The 16,007-nt window shown below is 75.7% G+C and carries 12 protein-coding genes; 4 read left to right on the forward strand and 8 right to left on the reverse strand.

What is annotated here, in order from left to right; all coding sequences use genetic code 11:
• Nucleotides 1-170: 170 nt before the first annotated feature.
• From ACI2LW_RS26030 to ACI2LW_RS26055, 6 genes are all read right to left on the reverse strand, one after another.
• Nucleotides 171-1,028: a patatin-like phospholipase family protein gene (locus ACI2LW_RS26030; RefSeq protein WP_404733633.1), complete on the reverse strand. Its 858-nt coding sequence runs from the start codon at nucleotides 1,026-1,028 to the stop codon at nucleotides 171-173.
• Entirely contained in the window at nucleotides 1,025-2,026 is a 1,002-nt protein-coding gene (locus tag ACI2LW_RS26035) for an alpha/beta hydrolase (protein WP_404733634.1), read from the reverse strand. Before ACI2LW_RS26035 ends, ACI2LW_RS26030 begins: the two co-directional genes overlap by 4 nt.
• Nucleotides 2,027-2,040: 14 nt before the next feature.
• Entirely contained in the window at nucleotides 2,041-2,943 is a 903-nt protein-coding gene (locus ACI2LW_RS26040; RefSeq protein ID WP_404733635.1) for a histidine phosphatase family protein, read from the reverse strand.
• Between the two features lie 148 nt (nucleotides 2,944-3,091).
• A complete protein-coding gene (locus ACI2LW_RS26045) occupies nucleotides 3,092-3,514 on the reverse strand; it encodes a universal stress protein (RefSeq protein ID WP_404733636.1) in 423 nt (140 codons plus the stop codon).
• 53 nt (nucleotides 3,515-3,567) lie between these two features.
• A complete protein-coding gene (locus ACI2LW_RS26050) occupies nucleotides 3,568-4,851 on the reverse strand; it encodes a YbfB/YjiJ family MFS transporter (RefSeq protein WP_404733637.1) in 1,284 nt (427 codons plus the stop codon).
• 108 nt (nucleotides 4,852-4,959) lie between these two features.
• Nucleotides 4,960-5,886, reverse strand: coding sequence for an MIP/aquaporin family protein (locus ACI2LW_RS26055; RefSeq protein WP_404733638.1), 927 nt, complete (start codon nucleotides 5,884-5,886; stop codon nucleotides 4,960-4,962).
• A gap of 951 nt (nucleotides 5,887-6,837) precedes the next feature.
• Between ACI2LW_RS26055 and ACI2LW_RS26060 the strand changes: the two genes are divergently transcribed.
• Nucleotides 6,838-8,904 carry a BTAD domain-containing putative transcriptional regulator gene (locus ACI2LW_RS26060; RefSeq protein ID WP_404733639.1) on the forward strand — a complete coding sequence of 689 codons (2,067 nt, stop codon included), beginning with the start codon at nucleotides 6,838-6,840 and terminating at the stop codon, nucleotides 8,902-8,904.
• Nucleotides 8,905-8,946: 42 nt separating this feature from the next.
• On the opposite strand, the gene ACI2LW_RS26065 is transcribed toward ACI2LW_RS26060, so the two are convergent.
• Nucleotides 8,947-10,035 carry a nuclear transport factor 2 family protein gene (locus ACI2LW_RS26065; RefSeq protein ID WP_404733640.1) on the reverse strand — a complete coding sequence of 363 codons (1,089 nt, stop codon included), beginning with the start codon at nucleotides 10,033-10,035 and terminating at the stop codon, nucleotides 8,947-8,949.
• Between the two features lie 488 nt (nucleotides 10,036-10,523).
• A complete protein-coding gene (locus ACI2LW_RS26070) occupies nucleotides 10,524-11,720 on the reverse strand; it encodes an epoxide hydrolase family protein (protein WP_404733641.1) in 1,197 nt (398 codons plus the stop codon).
• A gap of 214 nt (nucleotides 11,721-11,934) precedes the next feature.
• On the opposite strand from ACI2LW_RS26070, the gene ACI2LW_RS26075 reads away from it, so the two are divergent.
• The 3 genes from ACI2LW_RS26075 to ACI2LW_RS26085 all read left to right on the forward strand — a co-directional run bounded on the left by ACI2LW_RS26075 (nucleotide 11,935) and on the right by ACI2LW_RS26085 (nucleotide 15,885).
• On the forward strand, nucleotides 11,935-14,841 hold the full coding sequence (locus tag ACI2LW_RS26075; RefSeq protein ID WP_404733642.1) for an AAA family ATPase: 2,907 nt from the start codon (nucleotides 11,935-11,937) through the stop codon (nucleotides 14,839-14,841).
• Nucleotides 14,842-14,913: 72 nt separating this feature from the next.
• The gene (locus ACI2LW_RS26080; RefSeq protein ID WP_404733643.1) at nucleotides 14,914-15,375 is read left to right on the forward strand and encodes a VOC family protein; all 462 of its coding nucleotides are present in this window, start codon (nucleotides 14,914-14,916) and stop codon (nucleotides 15,373-15,375) included.
• 219 nt (nucleotides 15,376-15,594) lie between these two features.
• Complete coding sequence (locus tag ACI2LW_RS26085) at nucleotides 15,595-15,885, forward strand: hypothetical protein (protein ID WP_404733644.1); 291 nt, start codon at nucleotides 15,595-15,597, stop codon at nucleotides 15,883-15,885.
• Nucleotides 15,886-16,007: the final 122 nt, after the last annotated feature.

Genomic DNA, 16,007 nt, shown 5'->3' on the forward strand with positions numbered 1-16,007 from the left:
TCGGCGTACGGCGTCCCAGCGTTGCGCCGCGCATGGTGGCTCGTGCGCCGGTACGGTCCCGCCCGGCCGGCGGGCAGGTGACCCGCCCTGCCCCGGGCGGTCCACCCGGGAGCGGGCCGGGCGACCGGGGGCCGCCCCGGGCCGACGGCGTGAGGGCCGCGGCGGGTCCGTCAGGTGCCGGGGGACAGGAGCTCGCGCACCGGGTCCACCAGTTCGCGTCCTTGCCGCTGTCCCGCGCGGGCGGCTGCCGGGCGCCGGGCGGGATCGAGCGGGTTGGGGCCGATGGCGTCCACCGCCGCCTCGTCGGGCGCGACGACCAGGACACGGCTGTGCGCGCGCAGCAGCGGGATCTCGGCGGTCAGTCCCGGGGAGGCCGGGTTGAGTCCCGGCCCGGTGTCGGGAGCGAGCACGACGACCACGTCGTGGCCCAGGGCCAGATCGGCGTTGGTCGCGGAGCGGACACTGCCGTCGACGTAGCGCCGCCCTGCGACGGTGGCGGGCGGCCACACACCGGGCACCGCGCAACTGGCCGCCACGGCGGACGCCAGCGGTACCTCCGAGGCGCGCTCCCACACGACGGGCTCGCCCGTCTCCGCGTCCACCGCCGTGATGAGCAGCCGCCGGGCGGGCCAGGTGTCCACCGGCAGGCGCGCCCGGATCGTCCGCATCCGCTCGTCCTCGGCAACGGTCGGTGCCGCCAGGGCCATGGCACCGATCCGCGCCCGGACCTCCCGCTCGTCACGGGCTCCCTCGATCAGCCGGTTGAGGGCCGCCGCCGTGCCCTGGGGGTCGAACGCGGCCTTGACCTCCCGCGATCCACCGGCGTCCCGCAGCTGTTCGGCGAGGAGCCGGTCCAGGCCCACGCCGCCGGTGGCCTGGACCGCCACCACCGACCCGGCCGACGTGCCGACCACCAGATCGGCCGCGGTGAGGTCCGCCCCCGCCTCCTGCAACGCCCGGAGCACTCCCAGTTCCCAGGCGATGCCCGTCACGCCGCCTCCGCCGAGGACGAGCGCCGTCGACGTCACCGGTCCGTCCCGTCGCCCCGAGCGGCGAGGGCCCGGCGCAGCACCAGTCCGGCCTGGTCGATGGCCGCCTGGGCGACGGGGCTGGCCCCGAGGGCGTCCTGCGCGGTGAACGAGTGGATCGCCCCCAGGTAGCGGACCGCCACCACGGGCACGCCCGCCCGCAGCAGCTTGCGGGCGTACGCCTCGCCCTCGTCGCGCAGGACGTCCGCCTCGCCCGTGATCACCAGGGCCGGTGGCAGTCCGGTGAGTTCCTCCGTCGTGGCCCGCAGGGGTGCGGCGGTCGGTTCGGTGCGCACGGAGTGGTCCGGCGCGTAGTGGTCCCAGAACCACTTCATCTGGGCGCGGGTGAGGAAGTAGCCGTCCGCGAACCGCTCGTAGGACGGGGTCTCGAAACCGGCGTCCAGTGACGGATAGAACAGCACCTGCTGCAGCAGCCGGGGACCGCCCCGCCTCTTGGCGAGCAGGGTGCAGGCGGCGGCGAGGTTGCCGCCCGCGCTGTCACCGGCGACGGCCAGCCGGGTGCCGTCGACGCCCACCTCGGGTCCGTGGTCGGCGATCCAGGCGGTGGCCGCGTAAACCTCCTCCAGGGCGACGGGATAGCGGGCCTCCGGCGAGCGGGTGTACTCCACGAAGACCACGGCGACGTCCCCGGCGAGGGCCAGGTCGCGGGTCTTGCGGTCGTAGGAGTGCCGGTCGCCGAGCACCCACCCGCCGCCGTGGAAGTACATCACCGCCGGCAGCGGGCCCGGGGAGCCCTGGGGCCGCACGATGCGCACCAGGACCTCACCGCCGGGCCCGGCGGGCAGCCGGTGCTCCTGGACGGCGGCGGGCGGCAGCACCGCTCCCACCAGGCGCCCGCCCTCCGCGGCCGCCTCCCGGGCCTGGGCGGGTGTCAGGCTTTCCAGCGGCGGGGCGCCGGCCGCCTCCAGCGCGGCCAGAAAGCGTTCGGCGTACGGGTCGAGGCGCAGGGGCACACTGGTGTCCAACGGTTCCTCCAAGGATGAACAGTGCCTCAGTAGACGGGCCGGTCCACCGGCCGGCGCGGGAGGCGGGGCGCGTACGGGTGAGGGATTGCCCCGGCCGGCGGCAGCGGACGCGGGGCGGCCGGGCGGGCGTCGAAGGCGGGGGCGAAGTTCCAGCCCAGCAGACTGGGCCGGCCGTCGTAGGGGGCCAGACGGGCGATCGAGGCGGTGCGCAGCGCCAGGTGGGCGCCCGCCGCGGCGGGCAGGCCGAGCCAGCGGGCGGTCATCATGCGGATGAGGTTGCCGTGCGAGACCAGGACGACGGGCCGCCCGCCGGCCAGGAGACGACGGGCGAGATCGAGCACCCCGTCCACCCGGGCGGTCACCTCCGGCAGGCACTCTCCGGCGCACGCCCGGTCGCCCAGAGCGCCGTCCCACACGTCGTGGCGGCACGGCCCGCTCGCGCAGCCTTCGCCCACGGTGTGGCCGCCGGGGAGCTGGAAGCTCCACTCGCGCAGGTCGTGGCTGATGTCCGGCCGCAGCCCGGCCAGCCGCGCGGTGCGGCGGGCCCGCAGCGCCGGACTGCACAGCACGTGGGCGTCCCGGAAGGGCCGCAGGTGGGGGCGGAGCAGTGAGGCCTCGCGCTCCCCGTCGGGGGTCAGGCCGGGATCGTCCCGCCCGGTGTAGTACCGGCGCGAGCGGTTCCAGGCGGTCTCCGCGTGCCGCACCAGGATGATCTGCCGCTGTCCGGGCTGTTCGGGCTGTCCGGGCTGTTCGGGCTGTTCGGGCTGTTCGGGCTGTTCGGGCTGTTCGGGCTGTTGGGGTTGTTCGGGCTGTTGGGTTTGTGGGGGCTGTTCGGGCCGCTCGGACTGTCTGCGCAGCTCGCTCTGCCGGAGCCGCCCGGCCTGTTCCGCCTGCTCGGCCTTCCGGGTCCGCCCGGTGTGTTCGGTCATCGGCCGTCGTGCCTTCCTCGTGGGGCGCGGTGCACCGTTGCGCTCGCGGGCCGCCCCGCTTCCGGGAGCAACGGGGCCGGACCGCGGGCGCCCGCCGCCCCCGCCGGTGGCGGGGGCGGCGACGGGGGACGCCGGCGGCCGGGCGACGTCACGCCTCTCCGCGAGCCAGGAGCACGGCGACCCTGCTGCTGTGGGCCACGGCGTCGCTGACGCTGGGGGAGAGCCAGGCGGCCAGGCGGCCGCGGTGGTGCGGGCTGACGACGACCAGGTCGGCGTCGAAGTCCTCGGCGGCCCGGTGCACGGCCGCCGCCACATCCGGCACCAGGCCGTCCAGCAGCTCGCCGTCCGTCTCGACGCCGGCCCCGCGCAGCAGCGCGACTGCGGAATCGAGGACCTGGTGGGCGGTGGAGTCGTCCTCCAGGCCGACCACGGTGTCGTACACCACCTCGGAAGGGTCGATGTGCAGCACCCGGACCTTCGCCCCGGTCATGGAGGCCAGTTCGGCCGTGGTGCGGACCGCACCCCGCGCGGCGGGGCTGCCGTCCACGGCAACCAGAATGCGGTGGAACATGACGGTGATCTCCTTGTGCGTCTTGTAGGACTTGTGCGACTTGTACGACGCGGTCAGCGCTCGGCCGTGCCGGGGGCCGCGGGGGCGGTGGCGGGGGCGGTGGCGGTGGCGGGGGACGGTGCCTCCTGGTGGCGGTGCTCCACGGCCCGCTCCCGCTGGACGAGGGCGACGGCGGCGGAGACGGCGAGCAGGATCACGGACAGCCACAGGCCCTTGGCGATGCCCCCGGCGGAGTCGGACAGCAGGCCGGAGATCAGCGGACCGACGGCCTGGCCGACGCTGAAGGCGACGGTCAGCAACGCGATGCCCGAGGTCCAGGCGTGCGCCGGCAGCATCCTGCGGGCCAGTACGGTCACGGCGGTGGGACCGGCCATGAACGAGCCGCCGAAGACGACCGCCGAGACGATCGCGGCGACCGTCCCGTGCCACAGCAGCACGGGCAGCACACCGACCAGCACGACGGCCGACACCAGGGCGGGCGCCGCGCCTCCGCGCAGCCGGCCGATCGCCCGGCCCCACACCAGCAGGGTCGCCGCGGCGGAGGCCACGCCGAGCGCGATGAAGAACGCGGCGGTGCCCCAGACCTTCATGCCCTGGCCGTGGAGCAGCGCGATGACGAAGGTCATGTAGGAGACGTAGCCGGCGCCGAAGAGCACGTACCAGACGAAGACCGGCGTCAACGACTTCAGACCGGCGCCCTTGCCGGAGGAGCCGCTACCGGCTGCCTGCGCGGGCACGTGGCGCGCCGCCCACGCAGCCGGGAGTACGGCGAGTACGGCGAGCAGCCCCATCAGCAGCCATCCGGCCCGCCAGCCCGCCGGGCCCCACGCGGTCAGAGCCGCGGGAACCGCGATGCCGGAGAGCACCACTCCGATGCCCACGCCCGCCATATACATGGCGACCATGGCGGCCGAGCGGGCCTGCCGGCCGCCGGTGTGGACGCGGGAGGCGAGCGCCGAGCCCACCACGAAGGTCACCGCGGTGCTCAGGCCGCCGATGAACCGCAGGACGGTGAGCACGGTGAAGTCACCGGTCACCGAGGAGGCGAGCAGGGTCAGCGCGCTCAGGGCCATGCCCCAGCCGAACGCGGCCCGGGCTCCGAAACGGCGCGACCACCAGGCCGCGGTGGCGGCGCCGATGATGTAGCCCAGAGCGTTGGCGGTGTTCATCCCGCCGGCCGCCGCGTAACTCCAGTGCAGCTTCTCCCGCATCGCCGGCAGCAGCAGGGCGTAGGCGAACCGGGTGAAGCCGAGCGCCACCACGGGACCGGCGGCCAGTCCCAGGGCGACCAGGAACTCCGGCCGCTGCCTGGCGGCGGAGGACGTCGAAGTGGTCATCGCACACGCTCCCCAGCAGTGAAGGCAGTCATCACAGGCCTTTCTCGAACGATCCGGACCGGGGTCCGGGCTGTTGGTACGGCGCTTGAGCAGCGCCTGCACGAGCCGTCAACGGGGGCCGCACGCGCTCTCATGGCCGTGCGCCGGGCCGTGCTGCCCACGGATCCGGCCATCGGCGGCCCTCCACGCGCGTTCGGGCCGGGGCGCCGTCCGGTCCGTCGTCCCGGGCGCGCCGTCCGGGTCCGGCCGCGGGGCCCCGGGCAGCGGCGGTGCGTGCGGCAGCCGCCTGCGCACCAGGGCGAACAGCGCGCCGCCCACGAGCGGGGCGACGAGGTACACCCACAGCCACCCGAGGTCGTGGGAGAACAGCTCCGGCCCGAACTGCCGGGCGGGGTTGAAACTTCCGCCGGTCCAGCGGCCGGTCAGCAGGATCAGCACGGTGATCGCCGCTCCGGCCACCGCGGGCAGCAGCGCCGCCGCACGGGGCCGCGCCGCCACGAACGTCACCGCCGCGAGCATGAGGACGGTCGCCGCGGCCTCGGAGGCGAACACCGCCCACCACGGCATACCGGCGGCCGCCCGTACGGTGGCGAAGCCCACGGCGGGATCGGCGACCGGCTCCCCCCACAGCAGCCGGCCCACCGCCACGCCGGTGAGCGAACCGGCCAGCTGGGACACGGCGTACCCCGCCGCGTCCCGCCCCGGCAGGGCACCCATCAGCCAGAAGGCCAGGGAGACCGCCGGGTTCATGTGGCCGCCCGAGCACCGCCCGAACGGCGAGACGATCAGCAGGCCGACGGTGACGCCGCCGGCCACGGCGTCCGCGGCCAGCCGGCGCCCGGGACCGGTGAGCAGATGGGCCGCACAACCGCCGCTGCCGAAGAGGCAGTTGAACACGGCGACCATGACCAGCAGCAGCACCGCCGTCGCGGCGAACTCGCTGAGCCACGCCCTCCAGCGCCGGCCGCGACCGCTCCGGCTCCCTGCTCCCACACCGTCCTCCACTTCCAGGTCTTCCAGGTCGTCCGGGTACACGGGCCCCCGTGAGAGGCCAGGGCGCCACCCGCCGCGCCTCGCCGGCCGGGCTCGGCCCGCCCGCCCGGGCGTCGCCGGGCACCGTCCACGGCGTACGCCGCGCCGGTCGGCGCGATGCACGGTCCGCACGCCACGCCGCTCGCCCACCCGCACGGCTCGTGCGGCGCACCGGTCCGCGCACGGCACGGTCCGGTCCGGTGCACCGAGGACCGGTGCACCGGGCACAGGACCGTCGACCCGCGCCACGGCCGGCGGTGTGCCGGTGGGCACGGACGCGTGACCCACCGATCGGCCCACCGCCGCTGAACGGCACCGCTGCACGGCACCGTTACGCGGCACCGAATGCGCGGTCCGCCACGGCGGGCGCCGGGGACGAGCGCCCGCCGGGCCCTGACGCGCCGCCCACACTCGCGCGGCGGCTTGCACCGCTGTTGCACGCCGGCGACGGGCCGCCCGGAGCGATCCGCCCGAAGCGATCCGCTACAGAGTGATCCGTACGGAGCGATCCGGCCGGGGAGGCGGGCGCAGCACGGCGACGACGTGCCCACGAGCCGGCACACGCGGGCCGGCGGGCGCGCCGGGCCGGCCCCCGCATCGGGTGGCCCCCACGGGCCACAGTCGGTGGGAGCCTTGCTGCCACCCCGCATCACCCGGTGGACCGGGGGCCACGGCGGGCCGGCCCCGCACCGCGCGGCCCCTGGCGGCAACACCGGATGGCGAGCCGTGGGGTGGGCCCGGGGACCACAGCGGGTGCCGAGCTGTGGGGCGCGCCCCGCGGGCCACACCGCGTGACGAGCCGCAGCCCGGGCCCGCCCCCACGCCGCGAGGCCGTGCGGCGCGGACATGGCCGTAATCGAGGGACAGCCGTCCCAAGGGCCGCTGGCGGACGGGCGCGTGGCGCGGCGAGGCTGGAACGGTCCCCCGTCCGCGCCACGAAAGAGCACCACCCGCATGCCGCCCTGCACGACCGCACCCGTCCTCGGTGAGCCCGTCCGTCTGCGGCTCATCGGACCCCTCACGCTGCTGGGTTCCGGGCCCGGCGGCCCGCCCGGCCTGCCCCGGGGGCGCGCGGTGCTGCTGTTCGCCCTGCTGGCCGCCCACCGCAACCAGGTCGTCGGCCTCGACACCGTGATCGGCACGCTCTGGCCCGAGAACGCGCCTCCCACCGCCCCGCAGACGGTCGCCTCGCTGGTCAGCCGGCTGCGCAGAGTGGTCGGCACGTGTCTGGAGCGGGCGGGCACCGGGTACCGGCTCAACACCACCGACTGGCAGGTGGACGTCGACGAGGCGGCCCGCCTGACCCGGGCGGCCGAGCGTCATCTGCGCGCCGGTGAACCCGCCTTCGCGGACGCCGCCGCCCGGGGCGCCCTGGGCCTGCTGTCGGCCGGGCAGGCGGTCGAGGAGTTCGAGCCCGCCGGGTGGAGCGAGGACCTCGGGCGGACCCTGGAGCGCCTGCTGCGCCGCGCCCGGGAGAGCGCCTGGCAGGCGGCCCACCACCTCGGCGACCACGAGCGGGCCGCCCGGGTGGCCCGGGCGGCCGCGCACGACGACCCGTACGACGAGCCGGCCTGGCGCGCCCTGATGACGGCCCAGTACCGCCTGGGCTCGGCCGGCGCCGCACTGCACACCTACGGCCGGCTGCGCCGCACCCTGCGCGCCGAACTGGGCGCGGACCCCGATCCGCGCTCCGCGGCGCTGCACAGCGCCATCCTGCACGGCCGTCCCGCTCCCGCCGCCACGCCGGCGCCGCCCCTGCCTCCGGACGGCACCACCACGCCCCGGCACCTCGTCGGCCGGGAGCGGGAACTGGAGCGTCTGCGGGAGCTGTGGCGCGGGGCCCTCACCGGCCGGCCGGCGACCGCGGTGCTGCGCGGCGGGGCGGGAGCGGGCACCTCCGCGATGCTGGCCGCACTGGGCCGGCACGCCCGGCACCACGGCGCCACCGTCCTCGCGGCGCACTGCCCCCGGCCCGAACTCGCCCCCGCCGCCCCCGTGCTGGAGCAGGCCGTCAGGGACTACTGCCGCACCGCGCGGCCCGAGGAGGTCGCCCGCGCCGCCGACGGCCTCGAGCACCGGCTGCGCGCCGTGCTGCCGCACACCGGGACGCCCGACGGCGAGCCCGGCGACCGGCACACCCGGCCGCCGGCGGACGAATCCGGCGACCCGATCGCCCTCTTCCTGCTGCGGCTGTCAGCCGACCACCCCGTGCTGCTGACGGTGGACGACGCCCACCGCGCGGACGCCGCCACCCTGCGCGCCGTCCGCCAGGTGTCCCAGGGCGCCGCCGGGCACCGTCTGATGGTGGTGCTCGGCGCACGGGAGGACGGCACCGGCCGCGTCGCGGCACGCCTCCCCGGTTCCGCCCAGGTGCCCCTGCCGCCGCTCACCCCCGACGCCGTCGCGGAGCTTGCGGCCCGCCTCGAGGTTCCGTGGGCGCCGCGGCTCGCCGACCGGGTGCACCGGCTCACGGCCGGCCGCCCCGCACTGGTCGTCGCGGCGCTTCGGGCCGCCAAGGAGGGCGTACGCCTGGAACACGCGGACGACCTTCCCGGCACCTTGGTGGACGCGGCGCTCGACCTGGTGCGGCACGTCGGTGAGCCGACGGTGGACCTGCTGCGCATGGCGGCCCTGATCGGCCCCCGCTTCCGCTTCGAGCAGCTGCTCGCCACCACGACGACCGACGGCTGGCGCGCCGCCCGGCAGGTGGAACGGGCTCTGGGCGCCGGCATCCTCACCACCGACGGCGACGACCTGGTATTCGACGGCGAGCTGCTGCACACCGCCCTGTACCGGGCGGTGCCCGCGCCCCTGCGGGCCGGCCTCACCGCCCACCTGCGCCGGTCCACCCCGGCGCCCGCGGCGCCCTCCGCCCCGGCGTCCGCGGCGCCCTCCGCCCCGGCGTCCGCGGCGCCCTCCGCCCCGGCGTCCGCGGCGCCCTCCGCCCCGGCGCCCGCGGCGCCCTCCGCCCCGGCGTCCGCGGCCCTTGCCGCGGTGCCGTCCGCGGAACTCCGCGTATGAGCGCGCCGCGCATACGGCCCACCGACGCGGCCGGACGCGGCATCACCTCCGGTCGCGCGCGTCCCCGAAGAAGCGCTGCCAGGCACCGGAGTCGACGGGGAACTCCTCCACCCGCACGATCCTGCCGCGCCGGACCGTGCAGTACGCGGTCATGTCCGCCGATCCCTCCGCTTCGGCCTCCGCGTTCCGTGCGCGGCCCGGGGCGGGCCCCATCGGGACGGCCTCCCGGACGAAACCGCCGGACCGGTCACCCGCGACCGCCCGCGCCCCGGGCCGGTACCGGCGGCCGGCCGCGGCCGCCACACGCCCGCGGAGCTCCAGGAAGCCGTCCCACCCCCGGTACACGCCCGACAGGGCGGAGTGCCCGGGGACACGAACCTCGACAGTGTCGGACACCATGCGGTGAAGCCCGCCGAGGTCGCCGCGCGCGAGCCTGCCGTAGAAGGTGATCAGGAGGCGCGTGTTCCGCGGCGAACCGGCGTGCCCGGGCAGCGCGGGACCCGGCTGCGAGGGCGCCGGCCGCGACGGCGCCGGTGTGCCCGTCGGGGTGTCGCGCGACGGCGTCCAGTACGCGTCGTAGACCTCCTGTTCCTCGGGTACGGTCCACGCCTCCGCCAGCCGCCCGCGCCGGACCCGGTACTCCATGGCCAGCCGCAACGTCCACGTCCGGCCCGGGTCCTTCGCGCGGTTCAGGGTGACGACCTCCCGGGTGAACGCCGTGCCGCCGTGCACCGCGAAGTGCCGGACGCGCACGGTGAACCTGCCGCCGCCGTAGCCGAGCAGGGGCGCCATGAACCCCCGCAGGCCTTCCTTCCCTCGGTACTCACCGGCGTTGAGACCCTTCCCCGGCACATGCATGACGAAATCGTCGCCGACGAGCCTCCGCGCGGCGGAGATGTTCCCGTCGGCGAACGCGCGGTAGTAGGCGTGCAGGAGTGCCGCGGTGTCCCGCGAGGCCCGCGAAGGCGTTTCGCGCGGGCCGGGCGCGGATCCCGGCGTCCGTGTCCCGCGCGGCGACCCGGCGCCCGGCCCGGACAGCGGCACCGGCAGCATGCCTGCTGCCAGCACCGCGGCCACGGCCAGGAGGACGGCGACGACCACGGCCCTGTGCGGCGAAGCAACCTTGCGCATGCGGTGAACCTCGTGATGGTGTCGGAAGACCCGGGTACCCGGGAGCCCGCGCGTCGTGGGACCCGGGGGCCCCGTCGCCACCGGCGCGAACCGGGGGACGGACCCGCGCCGGCCCGAGCGGCGCACCCGCACCGGACCATCCCGCCGCCCCTTGCACCGCTCTTGCACCGCACTCGCACCGCACCTGCCACCGTCCGCCGGCCCCCCGACGCCCCCCCACACCTATTCGCTCCTGCAATTCCCGTGCAAAGCGGTGCGCGATGCTGGAGGCGAGTCACCCGGTCCGTGCGCCGGCCGGCGCGAACGGCCAAGAGCCGGCGGTCACGACCCTGAGCGGCGGTCGTGGCACACGGCGACGGCCCGGGTGACCGAGACGTCCCGCGACAGCCGCGGGGCGGCCGGGCGTCCCGGAAGGGGATCGCCCGGCCGCCCCGACTGTCCCGGCCGCCCCGCCCGTCCGGGCTCCGGCGGGCGTCGGGCCCGGCCGGTCACCGCACGGAGCGCAGGCCCGCCCGGATCTCGCCCACCAGGAGCTCCGGCTGCTCCCAGGCGGCGAAGTGACCGCCCTTGGCGACGCGGTTGTAGTGGACGAGGTTCGGGTACGCCCGCTCCGCCCAGCTCCTCGGGGCCTGGTACATCTCGTCGGGGAACACGCTCACGGCGACCGGGAGCCGGACCCCCTTGACGCCGAAGAACGAGGTCGAGTTCTCCGCGTACAGACGCGCGGCGGAGATCGCGGTGTTCGTCAGCCAGAACAGCGTGACGTTGTCCAGGACGTCGTCCCGGCTCAGCCCCTCGCTCCCGCCGGCGAAGGCCCGGGAGATCATGGCCAGGCTGGCCTTGTCGTGGTCGAGCAGGAACGCCGCGAGCCCGACCGGGGAGTCCGCCAGCGCGGTCAGCGACTGGGGACGGGACCCCATGAGATAGGCGTAGTAGACGTGCCGGTACACGAAGTCCAGCTGCTCCACCGCCGCCTTCTCCTCGTCGGACAGCGACAGTCCCTCGGGCAGCGGATTGCCCGCGATCAGCGCGGCGTCGAGGGCGGGCGGAACCACACCGGCCATGTTGGTGTGGATGCCGATCAGGCCCTCGGGCTCCTGCACGCCCATGAAGTCGGCGACGATCGCACCCCAGTCGCCGCCCTGCGCCGCGTACCTGGTGTAGCCGAGCCGCCGCATCAGTTCGCCCCAGGCGCGGGCGATGCGCTCGGGACCCCAGCCGGTGCCGGCCGGCTTGCCGGAGAAGCCGTAGCCCGGCATCGACGGGATGACGACGTGGAAGGCGTCCGAGGCGCTCCCGCCGTGCGCGGTGGGGTCGGTCAGCGGCTCGATGAGCTTCAGCTGCTCGACGACGGAGCCCGGCCACCCGTGGGTGATGATCAGCGGCAGGGCGTCCTCGTGCTTCGACCGGACATGGAGGAAGTGGATGTCCAGGCCGTCGATCTCGGTGATGAAGTTCGGCAGCGCCTTCAGCTTGGCCTCGGTCCTGCGCCAGTCGTACTCATCGGCCCAGTACCGCGCGAGCTCCTTGATCGTCGCCAGCTGGGTGCCCTGCGACTGGTCCGCGACGGTCTCCTTGTCGGGCCACCGCGCCGCCTTGATGCGCGCGCGCAGGTCATCGAGTTCCGCCTCGGGGAAATCGAAGGTGAACGGCCTGATCGCCGCGTTTCCCGGAGTGGGGGACATTGTCGTTCTCCTTGCTGTCGCCGGCGACCTCGCGTTGCCGGCTCACCCACAGTCGCCCGGACGCACCGCCCCGGGCCCAGGGAAAACCCCGGGCAATCACCCCGTGGAGCGACCCCCAGGGGCCCCGGGGCCCGAGAAGTACCCATAAGCGGTCAAATCGCCCGACCGGCCTAAACTGGTTCCGTCCGGCAGCGGACCAGGAAGGGCGACGACCATGGGCGTGCCCCCCGTCGACGCGCGGCCGGCACTGCACGGCCGGGAGCGGGAGCTGGCCGCGCTGGACCAGGTGCTGGCCCGGGCACGGGCCGGTGGCAGCGCGGTCCTGGTCCTGCGCGGTGAGGCGGGCATCGGCAAGACGGCGCTGCTGGACCACGCGGCCGCCCGGGCCACTGGATTCCGCGTCGCCGCCGTCGCGGGCATCGAGTCGGAGATGGAACTGCCCTTCGCGAGCCTTCACCAGCTGTGCGCTCCGCTGCTGGACCGGCTCGACCGGCTGCCGCCACCGCAGCGCGACGCGCTGTCCGTCGCCTTCGGACTGCGGCAGGGCGAGCTCGGGCAGGCGCCGCAGCGCTTCCTGGTGAGCCTCGGCGCGCTGGGCCTGCTGGCCGAGGCGGCGCGGCGGCAGCCGCTGGTCTGCCTCGTGGACGACGCGCAGTGGCTCGACGACGGATCCCGGCAGGTGCTCGCCTTCGCGGCCAGGAGGCTGACGGCGGAATCGGTCGCCCTGCTCTTCGCCGTGCGGGAGCCCGACGACGACCGGCAGCCCGACGACGCGCAGTGGCTCGACGCCGACCGGGAGTCCGACGCCGACCGGGAGTCCGACGACCGCCGTGATCCGGCAGGTGTGCCGGAACTGGCCGGCCTGCCGGAGCTGGCCGTGCACGGCCTCGCCGAGCCCGACGCGCGCGCCCTGCTGGCCGCGCGTGTCGGAGTGCCGCTCGACCCGTCGGTAGGGGACCGGATCGTCGCCGAGGCCCACGGCAACCCCATGGCCCTGCTCCATCTGCCGCGCGCCCCCGCCGAACTGGCCGGAGGATTCTGGCTTCCCGGCGGGCGGCGTCCCCTGGCGCACCGCATCGAGGCCGCCTTCCACCGGCAGTTCCGCGCCCTGCCGACGGACAGCCGGCGTCTGCTGCTGACCGCCGCGGCCGAGCCGACCGGAGACGTGGGCCTGCTGCGGCGCGCGGCCCATGCGCAGCGGATACCCCTGGACGCCGTGACCCCGGCCGAGGCCGCGGGCTTCGCCGAGTTCGGTCCGAAGGTCCGGTTCCACCACCCCCTGGCGCGCTCGGCCGTCTACGGGAGGGCGTCGCTGCCCGACCGCCGCGCGGCCCATCACGCACTGGCCGAGGCCACCGATCCCCTTCTCGATCCCGATCGCAGGGCCTGGCACCGCGCGCACGCCGCGACCCGGCCCGACGAGAGCGTCGCCGCGGACCTGGAACGCTCGGCCGGCCGGGCCGGGAGCAGGGGCGGAGCCGCCGCTGCCGCCTCCTTCCTGCGGCGGGCGGCGGAACTGACGCCCGATCCCGCGCGCCGCGCCGCCCGCCTCCTGGCCGCCGCCCAGGCGTCCACCGACGCCGGGGCGGCCGAGCAGACCCGCACCCTGCTGGCGGCCGCGGAGGCCGCCCCCCTGGACGCCCTGCAGCGCGCCCGGCTGGAACGGCTGCGGGCCGGGCTCGTCTTCGTCCAGTCGCGCGGCGGCGACGCGCCCCGGCTGCTCCTCGACGCCGCACACCGGCTGGCCCCCCTCGACGCCGCCCTCGCCCGGGAGACGCTGCTGGAGGCGATCGGCGCGGCGATCTTCGCCGGCGGCCTGAGCGAGGGGCCCCAGGAGCGGGAGGTGGCCGAGGCGGCCCGCGCCGGACCACCGCCGCCCACCCCGCCACGGGAGCTCGACGTCCTGCTGGACGGCGTGGTCAGCCGCATTCTGGACGGATGCGCCACCGGCGCCGACGCTCTGCGCCGGGCACTGCGGGCGATCCGCGCCCGGGACGGGGATGGGGACGGGGACGGGGACGGGGACGGGCACGCGGACCCGGGCCGGCTGTGGCCGGCGTTCCGGGTGATCCCGGAGCCCATCGCGCCGGAACTGTGGGACGACGAGGCCTGGCACGAGCTCGCCGGCGGAGCCGTCCGCAGCGCCCGCGAAGCCGGTGCGCTGGCCGTGCTCCCGATGGCGCTGACCTACCAGGCCTGCTTCGAGCTGCACACCGGGGCGTTCGGCACCGCCGAGACCCTGATCGACGAGGCCACGGCGCTCTCCGAGGCCGCGGGCGGTGTCCCGATGATGTCCACGTCGTTGCTGCTCGCCGCCTGGCGGGCACGCGAACCCCAGGCGCTGGACCTCATGGAGACCACCGTCCGGGAGGTGCGCGCCAGGGGCGAGGGGCGTTCGCTCAGCCTCGCCGAGTACGCGCGCGCACTGCTGCACAACGGCCTCGGCCGCTACGACGCCGCGCTGGCGGCCGCGACACGCGCATGCCGCCACGAGGACCTGGGCTTCTTCGGGTGGGCGCTGACCGAACTGATCGAGGCGGCCACCCGCAGCGGGCACCCGGAGACCGCCGCCGCGGCGCTGGACCGGCTGACCGAACGCACCCGGGCGAGCGGTACGGAATGGGCTCTCGGCACGGAGGCCTGCTGCCGCGCGCTGCTGAGCGACGACGAGACCGCGGGCGCCCTCTACCAGGAGGCGGTCGAACACCTCGGACACTGCCGGATCGCCGTCCAACTGGCCCGCACGCGGCTCCTGCACGGCGAGTGGCTGCGCCGCCGGGGCCGCCGCCAGGACAGCCGTGCCCCCTTGCGTGCCGCCCACGAGGCCTTCACCCGGTTCGGGGCGGACGGCTTCGCCGAGCGCGCCCGCAAGGAACTCGCGGCGACCGGGGAGACCGTACGGACCCGGACCTCCGGCGCCGGCACCGAACTGACCGGCCAGGAGGCCCAGATCGCCCGGCTCGCCCGGGACGGGCACACCAACCAGGAGATAGCCGCCCGGCTGTTCATCAGCCCGCGCACGGTGGAATGGCACCTCGGCAACGTGTTCGCCAAGCTCGGAGTCACCTCCCGCAGACAGCTCCGCTCGGCGCCCTCCCTCCGCGACACGCCCGCCACCTGAGCCGTACGGCGAAATCCAAAGCCGTACGGGCGAAAACCACAGCCGTACGGGCGAAAACCAAGGAGGACGCGCATGAATACGACGGAATCGATGCCTGAACCGGCGGTGGACTTCGGACTCGAGGTCACCGTCGTCCCGGTGGCCGACGTCGACCGGTCCCGGGCGTTCTACGAACGCCTCGGATGGCGCCTGGACGCCGACTACGAGGCCGGCCCGCCGTTCCGGATCGTCCAGCTGACGCCCCCGGGCTCCCCCTGCTCGATCCACATCGGCCGCGGTCTCACCCCCGCGCCGCCGGGCTCCGCGCACAACTACCTGGTGGTGTCCGACCTGGAGAAGGCCCGCGGCGACCTGGCGGGCAGGGGCGTGGAGGTGAGCGAGACCTTCCACTACGTCTACGACTCGGGCGCCCAGGAACGAGTACCGGGCCCCGACCCGGACCGCCGCAGCTACGCCTCCTACGCCGCCTTCGCCGACCCCGATGGGAACAGCTGGCTGCTGCAGGAGGTCACGGTCCGCCAACCCGGCAGATGACATGCGTCGCCGCAGGCGGGTCCCGCGGCGTCGTTCCCGTTCCGCGGCCGGCAGCTTTTACGTTGCCGGCCGCCGCCTGTCAAGCCCCGAATTCCGGGGGCATGACGGAGCTGTTCGCGCCGCGTTTGATGGAGTCATGGGTTCGAGCGAGTCGTTCCCTCGGTTTTTCCGCCCAGTGTTATGTCCACCGTTCAGGTGTTGATCCGAAGGAGATATCTCATGGCTCTCATTTCTCACCCGCGGCGTTTCGCGATGCTGACCGCGACGACCGTTCTTGCCGCGGGTGGGGCGCTCGTTCCCGCGTCCGCCTTCGCCGCCCCGCAGCCGACGCACACCACGACCAGGACCGTCGCCCACGGCGGCCATGGACACCACCACGACCGGGGCGACTGGCACCACGGTCGTCACGGCGACCGTGACAGTCGCGGGGGTGGTACCGGCAACGTCGTGATCGTCATCGGCAACGGGAACACGGTCCCGGTGAACAACGGCACGGTGAACACCCGCTGAGCGGGTGAGCACCACCGGCAACGCCCCGCGCACCGCGGGCGGAGGGCCCACGCCCTGCGCCCGCGGTGCCGCCGCGCCGGGCGAGGCCGCCCCGCGCCAGGTGACGCCGTCCTGAGCCGGGC

The organism is Streptomyces sp. NPDC004065 (genome assembly GCF_044903565.1).
In the GTDB taxonomy this organism is placed as follows: Bacteria; Actinomycetota; Actinomycetes; order Streptomycetales; family Streptomycetaceae; genus Streptomyces.

Coding starts and splice junctions, on each gene's coding strand:
- ACI2LW_RS26065 (WP_404733640.1), bottom strand. CDS start 10,035: ATGCGCAAGGTTGCTTCGCCGCACAGGGCCGTGGTCGTCGCCGTCCTC.
- ACI2LW_RS26080 (WP_404733643.1), top strand. CDS start 14,914: ATGAATACGACGGAATCGATGCCTGAACCGGCGGTGGACTTCGGACTC.
- ACI2LW_RS26060 (WP_404733639.1), top strand. CDS start 6,838: ATGCCGCCCTGCACGACCGCACCCGTCCTCGGTGAGCCCGTCCGTCTG.
- ACI2LW_RS26070 (WP_404733641.1), bottom strand. CDS start 11,720: ATGTCCCCCACTCCGGGAAACGCGGCGATCAGGCCGTTCACCTTCGAT.
- ACI2LW_RS26050 (WP_404733637.1), bottom strand. CDS start 4,851: ATGACCACTTCGACGTCCTCCGCCGCCAGGCAGCGGCCGGAGTTCCTG.
- ACI2LW_RS26045 (WP_404733636.1), bottom strand. CDS start 3,514: ATGTTCCACCGCATTCTGGTTGCCGTGGACGGCAGCCCCGCCGCGCGG.
- ACI2LW_RS26040 (WP_404733635.1), bottom strand. CDS start 2,943: ATGACCGAACACACCGGGCGGACCCGGAAGGCCGAGCAGGCGGAACAG.
- ACI2LW_RS26085 (WP_404733644.1), top strand. CDS start 15,595: ATGGCTCTCATTTCTCACCCGCGGCGTTTCGCGATGCTGACCGCGACG.
- ACI2LW_RS26075 (WP_404733642.1), top strand. CDS start 11,935: ATGGGCGTGCCCCCCGTCGACGCGCGGCCGGCACTGCACGGCCGGGAG.